This window comes from Fenollaria timonensis, assembly GCF_001457835.1.
Taxonomy (GTDB): Bacteria; Bacillota; Clostridia; order Tissierellales; family Peptoniphilaceae; genus Fenollaria; species Fenollaria timonensis.
Genome location: NZ_LN898230.1, coordinates 592,682 through 614,136, shown reverse-complemented (window position 1 = coordinate 614,136; position 21,455 = coordinate 592,682). Strand labels below are relative to the sequence as shown.

18 protein-coding genes are annotated in these 21,455 nt (G+C 33.3%); 2 read left to right on the top strand and 16 right to left on the bottom strand.

The window, feature by feature from the left end:
* Positions 1-161 precede the first annotated feature (161 nt).
* The 14 genes from BN3004_RS05945 to BN3004_RS05880 form a co-directional block, all read right to left on the bottom strand.
* The gene (locus BN3004_RS05945; protein ID WP_058260286.1) at positions 162-806 is read right to left on the bottom strand and encodes a 50S ribosomal protein L25; all 645 of its coding nucleotides are present in this window, start codon (positions 804-806) and stop codon (positions 162-164) included.
* A 24-nt stretch (positions 807-830) separates the two neighbouring features.
* Positions 831-1,877 carry a peptidylprolyl isomerase gene (locus BN3004_RS05940; RefSeq protein WP_058260285.1) on the bottom strand — a complete coding sequence of 349 codons (1,047 nt, stop codon included), beginning with the start codon at positions 1,875-1,877 and terminating at the stop codon, positions 831-833.
* Positions 1,878-1,949: 72 nt separating this feature from the next.
* The gene (gene mfd / locus BN3004_RS05935) at positions 1,950-5,426 is read right to left on the bottom strand and encodes a transcription-repair coupling factor (RefSeq protein ID WP_058260284.1); all 3,477 of its coding nucleotides are present in this window, start codon (positions 5,424-5,426) and stop codon (positions 1,950-1,952) included.
* Positions 5,427-5,433: 7 nt separating this feature from the next.
* A complete protein-coding gene (gene pth, locus BN3004_RS05930; protein WP_058260283.1) occupies positions 5,434-5,997 on the bottom strand; it encodes an aminoacyl-tRNA hydrolase in 564 nt (187 codons plus the stop codon).
* On the bottom strand, positions 5,997-6,947 hold the full coding sequence (locus BN3004_RS05925; RefSeq protein ID WP_058260282.1) for a ribose-phosphate diphosphokinase: 951 nt from the start codon (positions 6,945-6,947) through the stop codon (positions 5,997-5,999). Before BN3004_RS05925 ends, pth begins: the two co-directional genes overlap by 1 nt.
* Positions 6,944-8,335 (bottom strand): bifunctional UDP-N-acetylglucosamine diphosphorylase/glucosamine-1-phosphate N-acetyltransferase GlmU, encoded by a 1,392-nt coding sequence (glmU, locus tag BN3004_RS05920; RefSeq protein ID WP_058260281.1) that lies wholly within the window; start codon positions 8,333-8,335, stop codon positions 6,944-6,946. The genes BN3004_RS05925 and glmU overlap by 4 nt, the downstream gene beginning before the upstream one ends.
* Positions 8,335-9,717 (bottom strand): MATE family efflux transporter, encoded by a 1,383-nt coding sequence (locus BN3004_RS05915; RefSeq protein WP_058260280.1) that lies wholly within the window; start codon positions 9,715-9,717, stop codon positions 8,335-8,337. The genes glmU and BN3004_RS05915 overlap by 1 nt, the downstream gene beginning before the upstream one ends.
* 8 nt (positions 9,718-9,725) lie before the next feature.
* Complete coding sequence (locus BN3004_RS05910; RefSeq protein ID WP_058260279.1) at positions 9,726-11,375, bottom strand: hypothetical protein; 1,650 nt, start codon at positions 11,373-11,375, stop codon at positions 9,726-9,728.
* Positions 11,368-12,159 carry an ABC transporter ATP-binding protein gene (locus tag BN3004_RS05905; protein WP_058260278.1) on the bottom strand — a complete coding sequence of 264 codons (792 nt, stop codon included), beginning with the start codon at positions 12,157-12,159 and terminating at the stop codon, positions 11,368-11,370. Before BN3004_RS05905 ends, BN3004_RS05910 begins: the two co-directional genes overlap by 8 nt.
* A 22-nt stretch (positions 12,160-12,181) precedes the next feature.
* Positions 12,182-12,676, bottom strand: coding sequence for a TDE2712 family protein (locus BN3004_RS05900; protein ID WP_058260277.1), 495 nt, complete (start codon positions 12,674-12,676; stop codon positions 12,182-12,184).
* A gap of 1 nt (position 12,677) precedes the next feature.
* The gene (locus tag BN3004_RS05895; RefSeq protein ID WP_058260276.1) at positions 12,678-13,508 is read right to left on the bottom strand and encodes a CvfB family protein; all 831 of its coding nucleotides are present in this window, start codon (positions 13,506-13,508) and stop codon (positions 12,678-12,680) included.
* 146 nt (positions 13,509-13,654) lie between these two features.
* Positions 13,655-14,332, bottom strand: a complete 678-nt coding sequence (locus tag BN3004_RS05890; RefSeq protein WP_058260275.1) for a hypothetical protein — start codon at positions 14,330-14,332, stop codon at positions 13,655-13,657.
* On the bottom strand, positions 14,325-15,350 hold the full coding sequence (locus BN3004_RS05885; RefSeq protein ID WP_058260274.1) for a lysylphosphatidylglycerol synthase transmembrane domain-containing protein: 1,026 nt from the start codon (positions 15,348-15,350) through the stop codon (positions 14,325-14,327). The genes BN3004_RS05890 and BN3004_RS05885 overlap by 8 nt, the downstream gene beginning before the upstream one ends.
* A complete protein-coding gene (locus tag BN3004_RS05880; protein ID WP_058260273.1) occupies positions 15,350-16,639 on the bottom strand; it encodes a M18 family aminopeptidase in 1,290 nt (429 codons plus the stop codon). Before BN3004_RS05880 ends, BN3004_RS05885 begins: the two co-directional genes overlap by 1 nt.
* Positions 16,640-16,813: 174 nt before the next feature.
* Here BN3004_RS05880 and BN3004_RS05875 point away from each other — a divergent pair, with 174 nt between their 5' ends.
* Positions 16,814-17,707 (top strand): DUF4300 family protein, encoded by an 894-nt coding sequence (locus BN3004_RS05875; protein ID WP_058260272.1) that lies wholly within the window; start codon positions 16,814-16,816, stop codon positions 17,705-17,707.
* A gap of 83 nt (positions 17,708-17,790) precedes the next feature.
* Here the strand turns inward: BN3004_RS05875 and rpsD are convergent, their stop codons facing one another.
* The gene (gene rpsD / locus BN3004_RS05870; protein ID WP_058260271.1) at positions 17,791-18,384 is read right to left on the bottom strand and encodes a 30S ribosomal protein S4; all 594 of its coding nucleotides are present in this window, start codon (positions 18,382-18,384) and stop codon (positions 17,791-17,793) included.
* A gap of 173 nt (positions 18,385-18,557) precedes the next feature.
* On the opposite strand from rpsD, the gene BN3004_RS05865 reads away from it, so the two are divergent.
* Complete coding sequence (locus BN3004_RS05865; RefSeq protein WP_058260270.1) at positions 18,558-20,252, top strand: gluzincin family metallopeptidase; 1,695 nt, start codon at positions 18,558-18,560, stop codon at positions 20,250-20,252.
* 31 nt (positions 20,253-20,283) lie between these two features.
* Here BN3004_RS05865 and BN3004_RS05860 read toward each other — a convergent pair whose 3' ends face one another.
* The gene (locus BN3004_RS05860) at positions 20,284-21,447 is read right to left on the bottom strand and encodes a MalY/PatB family protein (RefSeq protein ID WP_058260269.1); all 1,164 of its coding nucleotides are present in this window, start codon (positions 21,445-21,447) and stop codon (positions 20,284-20,286) included.
* Between the last annotated feature and the right edge of the window lie 8 nt (positions 21,448-21,455).

Genomic DNA, 21,455 nt, shown 5'->3' with positions numbered 1-21,455 from the left:
TTTAAATATTCTTAATAATCTTATACAAATTAAGTAGTTTTTTCTTAAATGTGAATCGCGTAAAATGATTTTACTCAATAAAGAATTTTATAGATCGCTTTTAGGCAAAATAAAAAGCCTTGCTACTCATAATGAGCGGCAAGGCCATATAATAATTAATATTATTCGTTGTCAGCTTCTTCTTTTTCTTCTTTACCTACTACAGGTACATCAGCTGCTGAAGTTTCTTCTACTTCTTCCTCTTCTTTTTCTTCTCTTGGCATTGATAATGAACATACAACTTCATCAAGATCTATAAGTACTTCAACATCTTCGTTGTCTCCTACTAGATCCTTAACTGTGAATGAGTCATCATAATCCATATTTTGAACGTCAATTGAGAAACTATCAGGAATATTGCTTGGTAATACTAAAACTTCGATAGTATCAAGTTGTTGATTTAATACAGATGGTTGCTTTCTGATTTCATCTCTGTTAATTAATTCAACTGGAACTTCAATTTTAATCTTTTCGTCCATGTTAATTCCTTGGAAACCAACATGATAGATTTGATTTTTGAATGGATGTCTTTGAATTTCTTTAATGATAGCTGGTCTTACTGCTCCATCGATGTCAAGATCGATAACGCTTGTCATACCTGCTTTTTGATATAACATTTGAAATTCTAGATCATCAATAGTGATGTTTTCAGTTTCTTTTCCTTTTTGAAATACTGCTGCTGGTAATTGTTCGTTTTGTCTAATTTTATCAACTTTATTTTTTCCTACAGCTTCACGCTTTTCTGCTTTTAATTTGTATTCAGCCATAATATCCTCCTTAAAATTTATTACTTATTTATTATCTGACTTGTCTTCAGCTTCACTGTCATCATTTGTTTCAGTGTCTTTGCTGTCTTCTTTTGTATCAGCGTCTTTGTCTTCTTCTTTAGTCTTTACATCTTCATCTTTAATTTCAGGTAAATCCATCTTCTTAACGTCTGCATTTGCTCTAAGATCTTTCATGTATTCAATGAATTTTTGACTCTTAAGTGTTTGTTCGATTTCAGTTCTTAAATCTTCTAATTGATCTTTCTTATCATCAACTTTCACTATATGATAACCCATATCACTCTTAAATACTTTAGAGTAAGATCCAATTTCAGTAGTGCTTACTGCGTTTAAAAACTCTTTAGGCATAGTAGACGCTTGTACTTCACCCATATTGCCACCGTTAGCAGCTGAGTAAGTATCGCTCGATTCGTTTTTAGCTAGTTCAGCAAAATCTTCACCAGCTTCAAGCTTATCATAAAGCTTCTTAGCATCTTCTTCATTATCTGCCATGATTTGACTTAAGCTATACTTAATAAGTCTTTCTTTATTAGCATCGTAGAAGTCTTTAATTTCTTCTTCAGTAACTTTATTGTCCTTATAGAAGGCTTCTTCAAGCTTTTGTTGCTTATAATCTTTTTTATTACTATCTTTAATGAAGTCATCAGTGATATTTTGTTGCTTCAAGAACTCTTCATATTGTTCTTGTCCGCCCATATTCTTGATAGTTTGTTCATATAAATTATTTAATTCTTCATCAGTGATAGCGATCTTTTTGTTATCAATTTCTTGATTAATTAGTTCATCAACTATAAGCTTTTCAAGTATATTTTCTTTAAGCTTATCTTTGAATGAAACACCATCTTTATCAGTTTTCTTTAGCGCTTCTTCACCAAGTTGTTGCTTATACATAAGTTCATATACTTTATAGTTTTCAGTGAACTCTTTTTCTGATATTGCCTTACCATTAACTGTTGCTACTGCACTTTCATCTGCCTTCTTGCAAGAAACTGCAAAAATCATTGTAAGAATCGTTAATGCAAGCAAAACAATTTTAAATTTTTTCTTCATTATATCTCCCCTTAAATTTTACTCATAAAATTATTATATAACCTTTTGAATATTTTTTCAAGCTTTTTTTATCTATTTGCTCATTTTAAGCAAAATTAATATATCTTTTATAAGCTTTAGCTTGTTTTCTCCCTCAATAGAGATTCTTATAACGTTCATATATCTCTTATTTATATAAAGTCTGTTCTTATACTTCTTATAAATATCAGCTATCCACTCGGGATTTATGACCTTCTCGTTTAAAAACTCTATCCTAAAGTCGCCACTCACTTCGTTAATGGACGTGATTGAAAACTCTTTCGCCATGGATCTAATCTCACTAATATCGATTAAGTTTACTATCGGCTTAGGTATGTCAGCAAATCTATCGACAATTTCGTCTATAAGTTCGCTCTTCATTTCTTCATTTTCAACAGCAGCTATCTTCTTATATAAATCCATCTTAACATATTCATCCGGTGCAAAGTCATCCGGTATATAAGCGTCTACGTTTATGTCGACTCTTGTATCGATATCCTCTTTCACTTCGTAGCCTCTAAGCTTCTTTATGGCAAGGTTTAGATACTTAATATATAAGTCGTAGCCAATGGCAGCGATGTGGCCATGTTGCGATGTGCCTAATAGGTTACCTGCGCCTCTTATCTGCAAATCACGCATAGCAATTTTGTATCCACTACCAAGCTCGATAAACTCTTTAATCGCCTTTAGTCTTGCCTCTTGCGTTTCTGTAAGCACTTTATTTTCTCTGTAAGTAAAGTAGCCGTAGGCAATTCTGTTCATTCTACCTACTCTGCCGCGCAGTTGATAAAGCTGGCTTAGACCCATATTTTCTGAGTTATATACAATGATGGTATTTGCATTAGGTATATCAAGACCCGTTTCGATTATGGTTGTCGATAGCAAAACGTCATACTTATGATACATAAAATCTATCATTACTTTTTCAAGCTTTGCCTCAGTCATCTGTCCGTGGCCAATGGCGATTCTTGCTTCGGGCACTAAATTTTGTAATTCATTATACATGTACTCAATCTTTTCGACATTGTTAAAGACAAAAAATACTTGGCCATCTCTATCCATCTCTTTAAGTATAGCGTCTCTAACAAGGCTTTTGTTGTATTCCAAAACGTATGTTTGTATCGGGTACCTATCTTGTGGAGCCTCTTCTATGACAGACATACTCCTAATGCCTGATAAGGCCATGTGCATGGTCCTAGGTATAGGTGTTGCTGAAAGTGATAGCACGTCAACGTTCTCTTTAAGCTTCTTTATCTTTTCTTTGTCTCTAACGCCAAATCTTTGCTCTTCATCTATAATCAATAGACCAAGATCTTTAAATTTAACATCATCTGACAATAATCTATGCGTTCCAACAACTATGTCAATGCTATGCGTTTGAAGCTGTTCAGCTGTTTGCTTTTGTTCTTTGCTTGTTCTAAAGCGTGACATCATAGCTGAACGTATTGGATATTTATTAAATCTTTCGATTATTGTTTCGTAGTGCTGCTGACAAAGTATAGTTGTCGGGCACAAGAAAGCTACTTGCTTACCGTCCATGATGGCTTTAAAAGCGGCTCTAAGAGCAACCTCTGTCTTACCAAAACCAACGTCACCGCATAAAAGTCTATCCATCGGCTTATTTGATTCCATATCCCTCTTTATATCAATTATGGCCTCAAGCTGTCCTTTTGTCTCTTCATATGGGAACGACTCTTCGAACTCTCTTTGCCAAGCTGTATCTTTTGAAAAAGCATAGCCTTCTTTTTCTTCTCTTATTGCATATAGCTCGACTAAGTCCTCCGCCATCCTCTCAATAGCTTTCTTTGACTTAAACTTTTGCTTTATCCAGTCATTTGTAGATAGTTTATTTATCTTAACATCTTTGCTGTCCTTATCAGAAAACTTCTGTATCCTATCCATCTGAGCGATAGGCACATAAAGCTTATCCTCACCTTTATATTGTATATATAAGAAGTCTTTCTTCGTGCCAAGCACTTCTAGCTTAACTATGCCCTTATATATACCTATGCCGTGGTCCTCGTGAACTATGTATGTCCCTTCTGATATATCTGATATATCAAGCTTCTTAGATGATTTCTTCTTTCTAATCTTTTCCTTTTGAGAACCGTATACATCATTTTCAGATAAAACTATAAATTTATTCTCGCTAAAGACAAAGCCTCTCGTCGATGAGTCATTCCTTAATAATAGCTGAGATGATAAAAGTTTATCCTCAATCTCATTCTCTTGAATGAAAGCTAGGTCGTTATCCTTAAAAAGCGAGTAAATTCTATCGTATCTTTCAATATCCTTAATCGATAAAACAATCTTGTAGCCTCTTAGCTTATAGTGCCTTAAATCATCAAGCAGTGCCTCGTACTTCGAATTGTACTTCGTTACAGAATTTAAATGCAAATTGTAAATGGCTTTCGGATTAAAATCCTTTGTGTTTAATAAAATATTTGAGATCAGAGCTAGTTTATTCTTCTTAATTCTAGCTAAGACATCAGTATAAGACATGATGGCATTAAACTCTTTAAGAAGTATCTCACCGTTTTTATATAGTGACTCCATCTCTTGAGCATGAAAATTTATATACTTATTATATTCATCTTCAAGCCTTTTGCTCTCATCTAAATATATATAAGTGTTCTCATCAAAATAATCAAAGATGCTACATTTGTAATTATCAGGTATGTATCTTAATAGTAAAGACCTGTTCTTATCAAAGCTGTCTTCCCTAAGCATCTCAAAATACTCTTTAAACTTTTCATTCATTAAGGAGTACGAGCTCTTGTTCGTCTCTTTTGTCTTGTCAAAGTCTTTCTTTAAATTGTCAATAATGCTTTTTTTGTACTCATCAAGAATTAAAATTTCTCTTGCAGGATTAATTGTAATCTCTTCAGTCGTAGCAATGGTCTTTTGCGTATCCTTATCAAATATTCTTATAGAATCAATTTCATCAGCAAAAAACTCTATCCTAAATGGCATTTCAGATATCGAGTCAAAGATATCCACAATAGAGCCTCTAAGAGCAAATTCACCTTTATTAGAGGCAATACTTGCTCTTTTATAACCAAGCTCAGTTAAAGAAGTAATTAAGCCGTCTATATCAACGACTTGATTGGTCTTTAAGCTAAAACTTAGACTCTTATAGATATCTTGACTAATAAGCTCTTCGTCGAGAGTCTTCACATCCATTATCAAGATAGAGTTTTTGTCCTTAAGTACAGACATAAGTGTCTGTATCCTTGAATATTCAGTTTCTAAAGAGGAGTCGCTTACATTGTAAAAAAGCATCTCTCTCTTTTTTAAATAATATACATTGGCATGAGAATTTTTTAAATCCTCATAAATTCTTCTAGCTCTTGCTTCATCATAAGTAATTATTATTGAGCTAGTATCTGTTTCATCTTGGATAGTTTTAACGCTAAGACCTATAGCTTCTTCTACAAGACCGTTAATAAATATAGGACTTACGCCGTCTTTGACGTCATTTACTATATCTTTGTATTGAAAAGCTAATAAACCTTTTTGTAAAATATCCATGTTCCACCTATTTTCCGTTGTACATATTCATCGCATAATCTTCGCCTTTATCAAGTATAGAAAGGCACGCTTTAGCTGCGTTTTTATATGTTTTTTCTATATCTACTTTTTCTTCTTTAGAGTATCTAGACAGAACAAAATCCGCTAGATCAAAATGTTCCGGCTTATTGCCAACACCCAGCTTTACTCTAGTGAATTTATCGTCGTTAAGCTGATAAACGATAGACTTTAAACCGTTATGTGTGCCAGCGCTTCCTGACTTTTTTATTCTAATCGTAGCAAAACTAATATCGATATCATCAACTATAACTATAAGGTCTTTGATATCAAGTTTGTAATATGCCATAAACTCTCTTATAGCTATGCCACTTTCGTTCATATAAGTCATTGGCTTCATTAAATATAGTTTATCGCCATTATAATTAGTATAGCCAAATTGTGCATGAAACTTAGCGTTATTAAGCTTTACATTCAGTTCGTCCGCTAATATATCTATAGTCTCAAAGCCGGCATTGTGTCTAGTTCCGTCAAAGCGATCTCCAGGATTGCCTAGTCCTACTATGAGTTTCATTAATCAAATATTGAACTAATTGATTCGTTGTTATGAATTCTTTCGATTGCCTTAGCTAGTTGATCAGCTATGCTTACAACTTTGATTTTATCAGTTACATTGCCAATGTTTAGAGGAATTGTATCTGTAATTACAAACTCTTCAAGCTTGCTTGTGATAAGTCTTTCAATAGCTGGTCCAGATAATACACCGTGAGTTGCACAGCCATAAACTTTCTTTGCTCCGCCTTTTTCAGTTAAATATTCAGCTGCATGGCAAATAGTTCCAGCTGTATCTATGATATCGTCAACTAAAATACAAGTTTTGCCTTCAACATCGCCTATAACGTTCATAACTTCAGATACGTTTGGCTTTGGTCTTCTCTTTTCGATTATGGCGATAGGTGCGTCTAATTCATTAGCAAAATTTCTTGCACGAGTAACTCCACCAAGGTCTGGTGATACAACTACTACATCTTCTAGATTTAATGTCTTGAAGTATTCTGCTAAGTGCTTTATTGCTGATAGATGGTCTACTGGTATATCAAAGTAGCCTTGGATTTGTCCTGCATGAAGGTCCATAAGAACTGCTCTGTCTGCTCCAGCTTTTTCGATTAGATTAGCAACAAGCTTTGCTGTAATTGGTTCTCTTGGTTTAGTCTTTCTGTCTTGTCTAGCGTATCCATAGTATGGAATAACTGCGTTGATTCTACCTGCTGAAGCTCTCTTACATGCGTCAATCATGATTAAAAGCTCCATTAGATTATCGTTAACTGGCTCATGAGTTGGTTGAACGATAAATACGTCAGCGCCTCTAACTGTTTCTTTGATGTTTACAGCTATCTCTCCATCAGAGAAATGAGTTACTTCAGAATCAATAAGTTCTGCGCCTAAGTGCTTACATACGTCTTTTGCTAATTGTCTGTTAGCGTTTCCTGTTAATACTTTTAGTTGTCCTAGAAATGAATTCATTTTTCTTCCTCCATATTTTTTTTATTTTTTACCCAATCTATCTTATCAACTTGTCTAGCTCTAGCTATAGATAAAGAGTCTTTCATAACTTTTGTAATTATAGTAGATCCGGCAGCGACATAAGCATTCTCACCTATTTCAACTGGTGCAACTAGATTAGAGTTGCTACCTATAAAAGCGTTATCCTCAACCTTTGATCTAAATTTATCCTTGCCATCGTAGTTTGCAAATATTACGCCGCAGCCGATATTGACATTGCGTCCAACATCTGCATCGCCTACATAAGCTAAGTGCCCAGCTTTAGTGCCATCACCTAAGCTTGCATTTTTTATTTCAACAAAGTTACCGACTTTACAATCTTTACCAATTTTTGAATTTGGTCTAAGATGTGCGTTTGGTCCGACCTTTGTTCTTTCTCCTATAAATGAGTCTTCGATTAAGGAGCTCTCTATCGTAACATCTTTAGCTATATGTGAATTAACTATCCTAGTATAGCCATATATCTTTACATTGTCCTCAATAGTAGTGTCACCTTCAAGTATAACGTCTGGATATATCTCTACATCCCTGCCAATTTTTACATTTTCTTCTATATATACATTGGATGGATTCTTGAAGTAAACGCCTTCGAGCATCCACTTTGTAATTATTTTCTTTCTTACAATCTCTTCAATTTTAGATAAATCTAATTGATTATTAACACCTAAAGCAATATTTTGATCATCACTTATATATGCATTTACCTTTTTGCCTTTGCTTAGTAGATATGAAACAGCATCAGTTAAGTAATATTCTTTCTTCACATTATCATTCTTAAGATTATTGATAGCGTCTAAAAAGTCTTCGCCTTTGAAGCAATATATGCCTGAGTTAACTTCATTTATATTAAGCTCATCATCACTCGCATCTTTTTGCTCAACTATCTTAGTAAGATTCTTATCAGCATCTCTAACAATCCTTCCATAGCCTTCGCAGTCATCAAGGACAGCGCTTAATATAGTCATATTGTTATCATTATCCTCGTGATATTTAAGAAAATCTTTTAGTACTTCTTCATCAACTAGTGGCGTGTCTCCAAAAATAACTAGTACATTGTCCCCAGCATTTACATGCTCTTTAGCAAGTGAGGCAGCATAGCCTGTACCATAAGGCTCGCCTGGGCCCATCTTTTGCTCAATGAACGAAATGCTAGTATCTGAAGAAAACTCCTCCATAACCTTATCTTTGTTATTACCAACGATTAAGTAACTCTTGTCAAAGCCAGCTCCTTTGCATGCATCCAAAACATACTTTAGCATTACTTTTCCATTAATCTTATGCAAAACCTTAATCAATGATGATTTCATTCTAGAGCCTTCTCCGGCTGCTAGAATTATTGCTTGATTCATTATATAATTTCTCCTTTCCATTTACCGCTCTTAAATAATATGTATCCATATAGTGCTGTAAATAAATTCGATAAACTCATTGCAAGCCATATCGCTATTGGTCCCATCATAAATACGTATTTAAATATTATAATCATAGGTATTCTAAGTGCCCAAAGTCTGCCTAGAAGCATCTTCATAGCCATATCTGTTTTGCCTGAGCCTTGGAAGAGTCCTTGATAGACACTATATAGACCCATGCAGAAATTTGTTATCAGTATAAAAAACAAAAACTGTCTAGACAAAAACATTACATTTTCGCTTGCTTCTTTTAAAAATATCCCTAGTACTTGGTCTCTAAATATCCAAACGACTATCGCGCCCGATATTGTAACGATATTTGACATATTACAAGCCTTTCTAAAAGCCAGCTCAACTCTATCATAGTTCTTGACACCTTTATTTTGCCCAACTATACTCACTATAGATTGACCAATGCCTCCCGGTGGCATCGATATGATTGAAGTTACTCTATTGACAGTAACAAAAGCTGTAAGTGTATCTTGCCCGTATGACAAGACAAATACATTTAAGATAATGAAGCCAAGTGCCTCACCTGACTGACCTACACAAGATGGCAGTGCTATGGATAAAATTTTGTTTGAAGCTTCTTTATCATATTTATAGCTTAAAAAATTAAGATCTATTAATCCTTTTTTACTAGCTATGATTATAATCGCTACAGCCATAAAGGCTTGTGAAATAACTGTTGCTATAGCGGCTCCCTTGATTCCCAAATTAAAGCCTTTAAAGCCAAGATATGGAACCTTTTCGTATATGAATATAGGGTCGCAAATCATGTTTATCACAGCGGAAATACCGCTTATAATTGTTGGCGTCTTAGTGTCTCCAGAAGATTGAAATATTGAGTTTGTTGCAAAATATAAATAAACAAAGGGAAAGCCTAAATAAAGAATTTCTAGATAGTCTTTACTCTCTGTATATAAATCTCTCTTGGCGCCCATAAGTCTAATTATTGAACCAGATGAAAGTATGCCTAAAACAACTACTATGATAGATAGTATAAAAGTTAATATATATAAGTTTTCTCTATATACTTTTGCTTTTTCATAATCAGATCGTCCTATAAGCTGAGATATAATTCCAGTAGCAGCTATACTAAGTCCTATACCTATCGAAATAAATAAAAATAGTATTGGCCAAACAAAACCTGTTGCTGCAAAACTTGTTTCTCCTATGCCGCTGACCCAAAATGAATCTACTAAATTGTATAATGTTTGTATTAAATTATTCAAAACTATTGGTGTTGCAAGCGTAATAATCGCTTTTCTCATATCACCATGTAGTATTAATTGTTTTCTTTCTTCTAAATCTAAAGCCATCTCGTCCCCTATTTCTTTAGTAAATATATTAGCGCTCCTAAACCAAGTAATGAATATAAATATATAAATGGTGTATTTAAGAATATTAATAGAGCATTAAGTCCTGTAAGCACAGCTGTTATAAGCATAGCAGCCATTCCTGCCAAGAAATATCCTTTTTGACCATTTTTAATTTTTGTAACATCCATTGAGAATGGTATATTCTTAAGCATAAGATCTGAAGCTATTATTGCTGAGAGCATAATAAATATTATTGGATTAATGTAATCAATAAGCCAAGCATTTCTGATAAATAATGACATAATCATTGCATTTATGAGTATTGGCACAAATATAAAAGCAAATAAGCCTCCTTTTTTTACGCCATTTCTATATTCTTTAAGTCTTAGATTGCCTGTAATCAAGTGTATTATTGAAGCTTTATAGTTTGTAGCATAATTTAAAATTTGCCAAATGCTCATAGCCATCATAGCTGACATATAATTAATTAAAGTCACAAACCTCGCATGATCTTTTAAAGCTGTTTCAGCCATTGGGTCGCTACCCTTTTTAAACATTGCAAAATAAAATATCAATGGATAAACTATCAGCATAAGAGATAAAGATCCGAGTTGAAACTTTAGTTTTTCATCAGATCCCTTCATCCAAAAGGCCATGTTTACCCCAGCCTTCTCCATATCGTTCTTAGCAAAAAATTTATTTGTAAGTCTTTGTAGAAAGCTTGACTTTTTATTTATTATAACTTTATCCTTCTTAGATAATATCTCTTCAAAATCCTTTGATATAGCTGTGTTTATAGCTATAAGGGCTACGAATAGTACTATTAATAAAACAGTGTAAATAATATTTACAGTATCAAAATTGCCATAAAGTAATTCAAATGGTCCTGTAAACCACATTGGTATAAATAAATATTTAAATGACTCACTTGTAAATACTCTTAAAGCTGTTTCTTTGTCAATAGCATTAGTAATGATTTGAAATCCTACCATAATAATAACAAATATAAGTACTTGAACTGTTGTTATGATAGACTTTATATTAAGATTTTTAAATAATTTAAATAATACATAATAAAAAATGTATTCAAACATTACAAGGCTTATTGAAAGCATAATTACTTCTAAAAGTAGTATTAAAAACTCTTGTGGCCTTTTAACTAATGTGATTATTAGTGCCGGTCCAAACATAATTAAGCTTAGCTTTACAATGTATATAATTAGTGAAATTAATCTTGCTAAGTTTACTTCTCTTTCGCCAACAGGCTTATAAAGAAGTATATCTCTGTCTCTGGTATCTATAAGGACTTCAGTAAAGTCAACAACTATACCTGCAAAGAATAAAAATATACCTACAGCAAAAAGAACTGTGTACCTTGTTTTTAGATCATCAACTCCATAGCAAAGTCCAGCTAAAATTAAGCCATATATCAAAAATAATATGTAGCCTTTCTTGAAAAAGCTATTGTTTTGAAAGAATTCACTTACTTTGCTCTTGCTTTCTTGACCCGAAAAGCTGTTGGAAAAGGCAGATGTCCTTCTATTCTCCATAATTAGCTTAGCCTTAAGTATTGCTCTAAGCTTGTCATAATCAACTTTTAGTCCTCTAAAAAGCGGCTTGAATAAGTCAAGCACTTTTAGTGAGAATAATTTAAACATCGCTCTCACCCATAGCCGCAACAAATTCTTCCGCTAATTCTTTATGATTAGTAAAACCAGTTACTTCATTAAATATATTTTCAAGTGATTCTTCATTGTCCTCGCTGTTATTTAGTGATTTTTTGATATTGTCAATGCTATCGTTTAAGATAACTTTGCCATTTTGTAAAAGTATAATCTTGTCAGATAACTTTTCAACTACCTCTAAGATATGTGATGAGTAAAATATAGTCTTGCCCTTATTCTTAAGTGTAGCAAGAATTTCTTTTATAACGAGTACAGAGTTTGCGTCTATACCGCTTAGTGGCTCATCCAGAAAGACTATGTCTGGGTCGTGTAATAGTGACAAGACAAATAGGTACTTTTGCCTCATACCTTTTGAAAATGATGATATTTGTGAATCCATCGCATCTTTCATATCAAGCACTTCAAGCATAGTCTTAGCTCTTTTAACAGCACTTTCTAGATCAATTTCATATAGAGCTGCATTTAGCTCTATATTTTCTCTTGCAGTTAAATTCTCATAAACTTCACTTGCTTCTGGCACGTAGCCTATCCTCTTCTTATAATCAAGGGAGTCTTTAATATTCTTTCCAAATACAGAAACATCTCCGTAGTAATCTCTATTTAGACCCATAATTATTTTTATAGTTGTTGATTTACCAGCTCCATTAGGTCCAATGTAGCCAATGATTTCGCCAGAATTGACAGAAAAGTTTACATCTTTTAAGATTTCTTTCCCGTCAAAAGCGTTAGATAAGTGCTCTACTTTTAATATTTCCATATTTCCTCCTGTATTTAATAGATTAATTAGCTTTAACTAAGTCTACGATATAGTCTTTAAAATCCTTACCGTTAACTGTAACTGCTCCTGTTCCTCCGAAAATATCTACGCTTATTTTGAAGAAGTTCACTACTATAGTGTCTCCGTCAATATATTTTTCTTCTAAATGTCCTGGAACAAAGATAAGTGTCTTATCTGCGTCAATTCCGTCTAGGTTAAGCTTTTTGATTGGCTCAACCATCATGTTAACAACGCCTAAGTCTTCTGTCATCCACATATTATTGTTCCAGAATTTCTTTTCTTCTTTTGAAGCGTCGCTTAAAAGTTCATTATTTGATATAGCTGATAATACTTTTCTAACTGATTCTTCATTGAAACCTTCGCAGAATGTGTATTTCATTTCATCTCTTTCTGCTACGCTTCTAATGTAGTCTTCTGAAACCTTTTCTCTCTCTGAAATGCTTTGCCAAAAGAAAAGCATCATCTCAATTACTTCTGTGTTAATTTTTACTGACATATTAATCCTCCTTAATTTCGATGGAATCGTCATTAATAATTATTTTTCTTTGTCTGTACAAAATGGCGATTGCCCTTTTAAATGATGACTTACTCATGTTAAAGACCTTCCTAATCTCGTCAGGATCGCTCTTATCTGCGTAATTCATCTTTCCTTTATTCTTTAGTAGTATTTCATAAACCTTTAGTGAATCACTCTTGTGCTCGTCATAAGCCGACTTTTCAAGCTTAGTACTTAGTATAAGCCTTCCGTCGTCGCGAACAGCTTGTACCCTAAACTTCATTCTCTCTCCTAGATCGTAGTCTTCAAAGACATCCTTCTTTTGAACCATGGCTTCATATTTGTCGTCAACTGCAACAAACAAGCCAAATTCTCTTGAAATATTATAAATAACACCATCTACAATGTCACCTTTGTGAATACCACTAGATCTCTCTAAAGTCTTTCTTATCTTCATAGTTGTCGCAAGTCTACCAGACTTATCTATATACAATTTGACTAGAACCATGGAATTAAGTTTTGGCTCTCTAATTGTCTCTGAAAATGGTAGCAAGACGTCCTTATCGAGGCCCATGTTTAAGAAGTAGCCTATCCTTGTCTTGCTGACTACCTTTAGCTCTCTAATCTCGCCCACTTCTATAAATGGCATGCGAAAAGTAGATACAATCTCATTATCAACTGGATAGTTGAAAATTTTAACAGTATCTCCTACGTCGTAATTCCTTTCATTAGACTTAATATGATAAGTGTTTTTATCAAAGTCTTCAAGAGTATATTCATCACCTTTGTGATTAATTACTTTTGCTTCTATTGTTTTACCTAAATTGTTCATTTAATACCTCTACATAAAATTTCATGATAATTATATCATAAACAATAATTTTTTTCAATATAAGTCTAGTCAATATAACAGTCTTAATCGATTTAATAAAATCATTGGCACATGAAAAACACCTCTAAAGCTAGAGGTGAATTACTTTATTTGTCTCTATAAGCAATCATAATGTCTTCGAGTATCTCTGGTGATGTTCTTGGTGTGTATGAAAGACAGTTTGCTCCTGCGTTTATTGTCTCAAGTATATGTTCATCACTATGGCCGCCTGTAGCTATGATAGGAAACTTATCTCCAACAATCTTTCTTACGTGTCTAATTAAATTTGCTGTGTCTTTGCCACCAGCTATGTTAAGTATCCTTGCTCCAGCATTGATCTTGCCTTCAATATCGTCGTTGTATGATGCAATGGACGCTATGACAGGTATGTCAATATAGTCAGACATCTCTTTAATTACTTCGTTCTTCATTGGAGCGTTAACCACTACACCAAAGGCTCCATATAATTCTGCTTGAAAAGCTATCTGTATACTTCTTTGCCCAGTAGTTAAGCCACCACCAACGCCAACAAAAACAGGTCCTGGTGATACATCAAGTATCGCCTTAGTTATAGATAGCTCTGGTGTGAATGGATAAACAGCTATAACCCCATCTGCATTGGTATTTCTAATGATGGCAACGTCTGTTGAGAAAACTAATGATTTTATTCTTTTACCCTTTATATTTATGCCCGAGCATCTATAAACAGCTTCTGGCACCTTTTGTACGTGTCTTCTAAGGATTGTTTCAACGCTTGGCACATACTTTTTTTCATCATTATTCATTTTTTTCTACCTCTTTTTCTACTTCTTTTTTAAAATTAATACAGAAAAATGCCCCAACTATAATTGGCATATAAAAAGTAAATAGCCTCCATAAGATTACTACTATCCCAACTGATGAGATATTAGTATATAAAGGTTTAAAAATGCTTACAAAGGCTCCCTCTGCTCCAAGGGCAGCCCCAGGTAGTGGTACAAAGCCAGATATAAGAGCTACTAAACAAGCAGCACATACACTTAGTACCGCATTAGTAGTTACAGCTCCAAAAGCTGAGAAAACAACGTGAGGAACTGTCCATAGTGATATGTTTTGTAGCGCTACAAAAAAAGCACACGGAAGCAATTTGTATAAGCCTTCGCACTTGAAAACTCTAAAAGAGTCATAAAAAGAATCTATTTGCTTTTCAAATTTTTTAATTTTTTCATCAGGATTCTTCTTGTTAAAAAACCTTACTACTTTTACCATGAATTTCTTGCTCTTATTTGGAAATATAATTACAGATGTAATTGCAAAAGTCACTATAAGGCTTAAAAATACACCTGCTAGCATCAATACTGAGCTAAATAATTTTTCTCCTAAATTCTTATATGAAAATATCATTGAGAATATCGCTAGTATTAGTGTAACCAAATTATTGATAATAATCAGTAGTATTATAACTGAAGATGATAATCCCGGAGCCAAGCCATAATCTTTCATCCTTAAAACTTGCATTGGCTGTCCACCAGTTGATGACGGCGTTATGGCATTAAAAAATGCTCCAGTCATAGTTACTTTAAATGAATCAACTGGTCTTAATCCAGCTCCAAGAACCTTTAACAAAGAATTTAATGATAAAGATCCAAAGAACCAGAATAAAAACATTAAAAAGGCAGCTAGTACTAAGTAAGGCGCCTTTGCTTGGCGAACTGTTTGAAGTATTTTTTCAGGTCCGTCTATAAAATAAGCGCTTAAAATTACAGCAACAATGGATATTGCTATAACAACTAAGGAAAAAATTTTCGTTTTTTTATTTTTCATTATTTAAAAAACTCTGTAAATATCTTATACAAATTATAATGATCTTCAACGCTGCCAAACTCTCTAACTGAGTGCATAGCAAGTATTGGGTTACCAATGTCCACTGATTTTATATCTAATTGTGTTGAGCTTATTGGGCCAATAGTTGAGCCGCCACGAACGTCTGATCTGTTTAAGAAAGCTTGTACCTTTGCTCCAGCTTTTTCTGCAAATTGCTTAAATACAGAAGCTGACTCTGCATCTGATGTGTAGCTTTGATTTGCAGCATACTTGATGCAAACGCCCTCGCCCATCTTAGGCATATTAGTTATATCACACTTTTCAGGATAGTTAGGGTGATAAGCGTGAGCAAGGTCAGATGATATCATAAATGATTTTGCCTTTGCTCTATAAAATTCTTCATCATCTAAGCCAAGTGCTAAAACTACTCTTCTCATAACATTCTTTAAGAATGGACTGTTTGCGCCTTGCTTAGTCATAGAACCAACTTCTTCGTTATCTGAAACATAGATTAGATTGATGGCATCTGAAGCATCGTTAGCTAATAAAGCCTTGTATGAAAGATGAGCCATAGCTAAATTGTCAAGTCTACCTATTTGCATAAACTCGTCATTTAAGCCAAGTATCTTACCACCTTCTCTATCGTATAAGAATAAATCAAAATCAAGGATATCTTCTCTAGCTACTTTTAGTTCTTTTGCTAAAATATCTTCCAATTTAAGTTTTTCCATAGTATCATTAATCAGTTCAAGTATTGGAAGTGTATCCTTTTGTGCATTTATTTCAAAACCCTTATTTACTTCTCTGTGTTGATGTATACATAGACTTACTATGCTCATTAAGTCCTTGTCAATATTTACAAGGTGCATTTGAGGGTGAAGTGCCTCTTTTTCGTTCTTTGTATATACTCTACCAGCTATTGATAGAGCTCTGTCAAACCATGTGTGCAAGATGGCACCGCCATAAACCTCAGTATTAAGCTTGTGATAGCCGTTTTGATATATATCAGCTGCTGGCTTTATTCTAAAGCACGGGCTGTCTGAGTGAGATGCGATGATCTTAAAAGCAAGATCTTCCTTAGTCTTTGGAATGTCAAAAGCTAAGATGGCTGAGTCGTTCTTCTTTACAAAGTACTTTCCGCCTAAGCTTAAGTCCCACTTGTCCTCTTCTTTAAGTTCTTTATAGTCATTCTTATTAAGTTCTTCTTCAATTGCCTTAACAGCAAAAAAAGCACATGGACTTGCGTCAATAAAATTAATTAAATCCATTGCTAAATCTTTTGAATTCATATCGATTCCTCCTTTTTATATACTTCAATTATAAACGATGCTTTATTTTATGTCAAGATAAAGAGTTTATACATCTCCATCAATATAATTATGGTGAAATTGTTACTATTTTGTAAGCTTTACCTAATTGACAGGCGCTCCCCAGTAAATTATAATTTTACTTGAGGTGGTTATATGAAAAATATATTTAAAATTCTATTAGCATTGTCAATGGCGGCCTTACTTATCTCTTGCTCGCCTAAGACTAATGATGCAAACAATGTGACAGATGGGCCAGTTGATAGTGACGCACAAACTCCAAGTGACAAGGACGATAACACTATAATGTACACTAATCTTACAAAGGATGAGACTAAGGACGAATTAAAAAAGACTCTTAGCGATAAGGGCCTTGACGATGGAGACGTAAGTGCATTCATTAAGAATCTTGATGAGTACAATAAAAGTGCGGATGCAAATGAACTAGCTAGTGACTTCACTAAGTATAATGATGAAGTGGCTTATTATAATAGCATGGATAAATTTGCTGAGAAGAATCCTGATTCCTTAGACGTTAACTGCAGAATAACTACATTTTCACTTATTAAAAATAGCTTAGATGTCGCTAAAGAAATTGAAGATAAATCTTCTGTTTTGGATTTTGATAAAAAAGCAATAAGCGACAAGAACTTGCTTAATGAAGATGAATTAAAGAAATTCATTACTTATTATGCTCCAATAAACGTTAATGACGAAAAAGCAAAATATGAAGATTTAATCATTGAGGGGTTTAATGAAAGAGGTATTAAATTTAAAAATGACGATGTAAAAGTAGTTTCTGTCTACTTAAACTCAAACGATGAAATTGACGGCAACATTTTGTTCATTGGTCACACTGGACTCATGTATGAAGATCAAGGCAAAGTTTACTTCTTAGAAAAATTAAGCTTCCAAGAGCCATATCAATTACTTAAGTTTAATTCAAAGAAAGACCTTTATAACTACTTGATGAAGAAGTACAATCAAGATATGGGTGAAAATACTCACGAAGCAATAATTACAGAAAACGATAAAGTTTTCACATACTAATAAAAGACGGATAAATCCCATTAAAATAAAATAAGTATATACATGAAAAAGCTCTCAGCACATATGTACTGAGAGCTAATTTATTAATGAGAATAATATTCTACTACGTAAACGTCTTCGATTTCTATTGGAATTTCTTCTCTTTCTGGTAATCTTGCTAGAACAGCTTCAAATTTATCAATATCTTTTTCGATGTAAGGATATGAGTTTCCAACAACTGTTTGGAAGTTTTCCTTAAACATTTCGTTTGATCTTGATTTTTCTTTTAAGCTAACCTTTTGTCCAACTTGTAATTGATAAGCTGGTTTATCTACTCTCTTACCATCAACAAGGATGTGTCCGTGAACAACCATTTGTCTTGCTTGTCTGATTGATTGAGCAAATCCTGCTCTAAGAACAAATGCATCTAATCTTGTTTCTAGTAATTTGATAAGAGCGTGACCTGTTTGGTCCTTAGATTTCTTAGCTTTTAAGAACGCCTTCTTTAATTGAACTTCTGGCACTCCGTAGTAAGCTCTTAATCTTTGTTTTTCTAGTAATTGAAGTCCGTAGTTAGATAATTTCTTATCTGAACGTGCAGCTCCTTTTTTCATACCCTTATTAGCTTTCGCTAATCCATAGACATTTAAGCCTAATCTTCTGACCGTTCTTACTCTTGGTCCGTTTAAACTTGACATTAAAACACCTCTAAAAATATATTTGCCGCGGTATATTTTTAACATTCACATTCTATCACATATGATAAGCCTTGTCAACTACTTTTTTTAAATTTTTCTAATTATTCATATTTGATTGAAAAAGCTTTGATAATGATATATAATTATTTATATAAATATAAAGGATGAATAAAATGAAATTCGAAGACATAGAAAAGTATTACAAAAGAATAGATATAATCAGCGAAGCAAACCTTATTAATTTTTACGCTACTCGCCTAGCAAGAACTAAAAGCTATGATGAGAAGAACAGCATAATCAGAGCTGTAGACATAATCAAAAGGCGCTACGATAGCTTCTACGAGTATGTGTTTATAAGATATACACAGGATACTACAAACAAGTTTTTTAGTGATGAGTTTAAATATTTTGAAGCTAATGAGGATGAGTTTAATAAGGCCTGTATTAAATTTGCTCAGACTTTATTAGATGATGATGACTTGGATAGGCTTAAGAAAAGATGGGGCAAATACTTCTTTGATAAGCTAAAGATAATGCAAAACCTATACTCTAAAGATGTTATTGGCTTAAATATTAACGAGAACAAAATATTAAAAGAAATTATTGACTATAGAGATTCGAGAGCCATCTATTGCGATGGTGAGAAAATTACTAATAAAAACTTATCTAAATACATTTCCTTAGCTGATAGAGAAAAAAGAAGAAAGCTAATTATTGCTATGAATAACAATAACACAGAGTGTAAGGGATATTACGAAGAAAAGTACAGAGACCTTGTTGTTATTAGGCATAAAATAGCTAAGAGGCTTGGCTTTGATGGCTACCTTGACTTCTCTGACAAAGACAGATGCAGAATTGATTACGACCACAATGATATTGTTAGTTTTAGAAACGCGATAAAGAAGTATCTTGCTTCTAACGCTCACATAATTGCTGATATACAAAAGGATAAACTTGGCATAGATGCTTTATATACCTACGACCTAAGAGTCTACTTCAAAGAATACAATCCAATACCATTAAAGGATCCTTACCTATTATTAAAGACTATAGCAAAAAATTTAGAGAGATACAATCCATACCTTTCAAAAATAATTAATAAGATCTTTGACGAGAACAGTCTAGACTTAGAACCGAGAGCTAATAAGGTCAATATGACCTACGCCTCATACCTTCATAACTATGATATCTCATACATCTTTACAAATTATAAAGGAAGCGACAAAGACTTTTCGAATTTTATCACTTGTCTTAGCTACACTTTGATTAACTACGTGAGTTCCTATAACGAGCTTATTGAGTATACCAATCCGCAGGACGATATAGTTCGCGCATACTCAACTGCCTTTGCCTTCATTATCTTAAGCTTTGCCGATGAACTATTTACTAAAGATGACAAAAAATATGCTCTTGCATATAAGATAAAAGTTTTGTATGACATACTCTTCTACTGCTTGATAAATGAGTTTGAAGAAAGTCTCTACCTAGATATAAAGACTGATGTAGACGAAAGATATGAAATCTTTAGAAAGCTTCACTCAGAGTATTTTCCTTTTTTAAAAATAGAACAAGATGTTTTCGATGTCGGCATGTGGTGGCTTAATTACCACACCTTATTCAATACGCCAATGCTATCAATTAACTACGCTTTAGGCGCTTTAAGTGGCCTTGATTATTATAATAATTTTACAGATGACAGAGAAAATGCTTTAAAAAAGATGACTACGCTTATGGAGAACGCCAGCAAAGAAGATTTCTTAAAAAGTATAGAGCTTAGTGGTCTTAAAAATCCATTTATCGAGGAAAATATTAAAGATATAGTAATTAAATATATAGACAATTTAGCCAGTGAATACAAAAAAATATAGAGGGCTCAGGCTCTCTATATTTTTCTTTATATTAACTTAATGCTTTTATCTCTTCAATCGATTTGTTGAAACGTTCTACTAAGAACTCAATTATCTTTCTTGGATAAGCTAGATTAATTCTGACAGAATACTTATCACCAAATGTTGTTCCGTCTGATAAGAATATCTTGTTCTTAATAAATATCTCATGCATTTTCTTTGGGTCACAATTTAAATCAGATAAATCTACCCAGATTAAATAAGTTCCTTCAGGCTTTTGAAATTTAATGCCATCTATCTTAGAAAATTCTTCTGAAACATAGTTTATATTGCCTTCTAAGTACTTTATCATCTCTTTATACCAGTCTCTGCTGTCATTGTAGGCAGCTTTAAGAGCACATAAACCAAATGGATTTACTCCGCCCATAAGCGATTTACTAGCTACATCATTAACCTTTGCTCTTAAATCATCATCAGGGATTATAGCATATGAAGTCGTTAGACCAGCTATGTTAAATGTTTTTGACGGCGCCATAAATGAAACCACTTTTTCATAATTTTTGAACACTCTCATTATAGGTGTATAAAAATTGCCATTAAAAGTAAAATCTTGATGCATTTCGTCGCTTAATATATATAGATTATGTTTGTAAGCAATTTCAGATATCTTTTCAAGCTCAGGCTTAGTCCATACTCTGCCAACTGGATTGTGTGGATTGCAAAGGACTAGTGCTTTTGCTTCTTTAGCTTTTTCTTCTAAATCTTCAAAATCTATCTTGTATTTGTCATCTTCAAAAATTAGTTTATTTTCAAGAATCTCCATATTCTTTAAGTTAGAGAACTTAAAGAATGGTGGATAAACCGGTGTCTGTATAATGATCTTCTCGCCATCTTCTATTATACTTCTAATAAGAAGATCAAGACCAGGAACAGTACCTGGTGTAAATACTATCCACTCTTTCTTGATATCAAGCTCATGCATATCCTTTTGCCAATTGATTATGGCCTCATATACATCATCACCTGCTTTAGTATAGCTGTAAAAATCTTTATCAGCTCTCTTAAGACAAGCAGCTTTAACCTCAGGTGCTGTTTTAAAATCCATATCTGCCATTGTAAATGGTATTACTGAATCATCATTGCCTGCTAAACGAGAAAGTTCATACTTAGCACTTGATAAAGATCTTCTATCAATTATTTCATCAAAATCAAACATAGTACCTC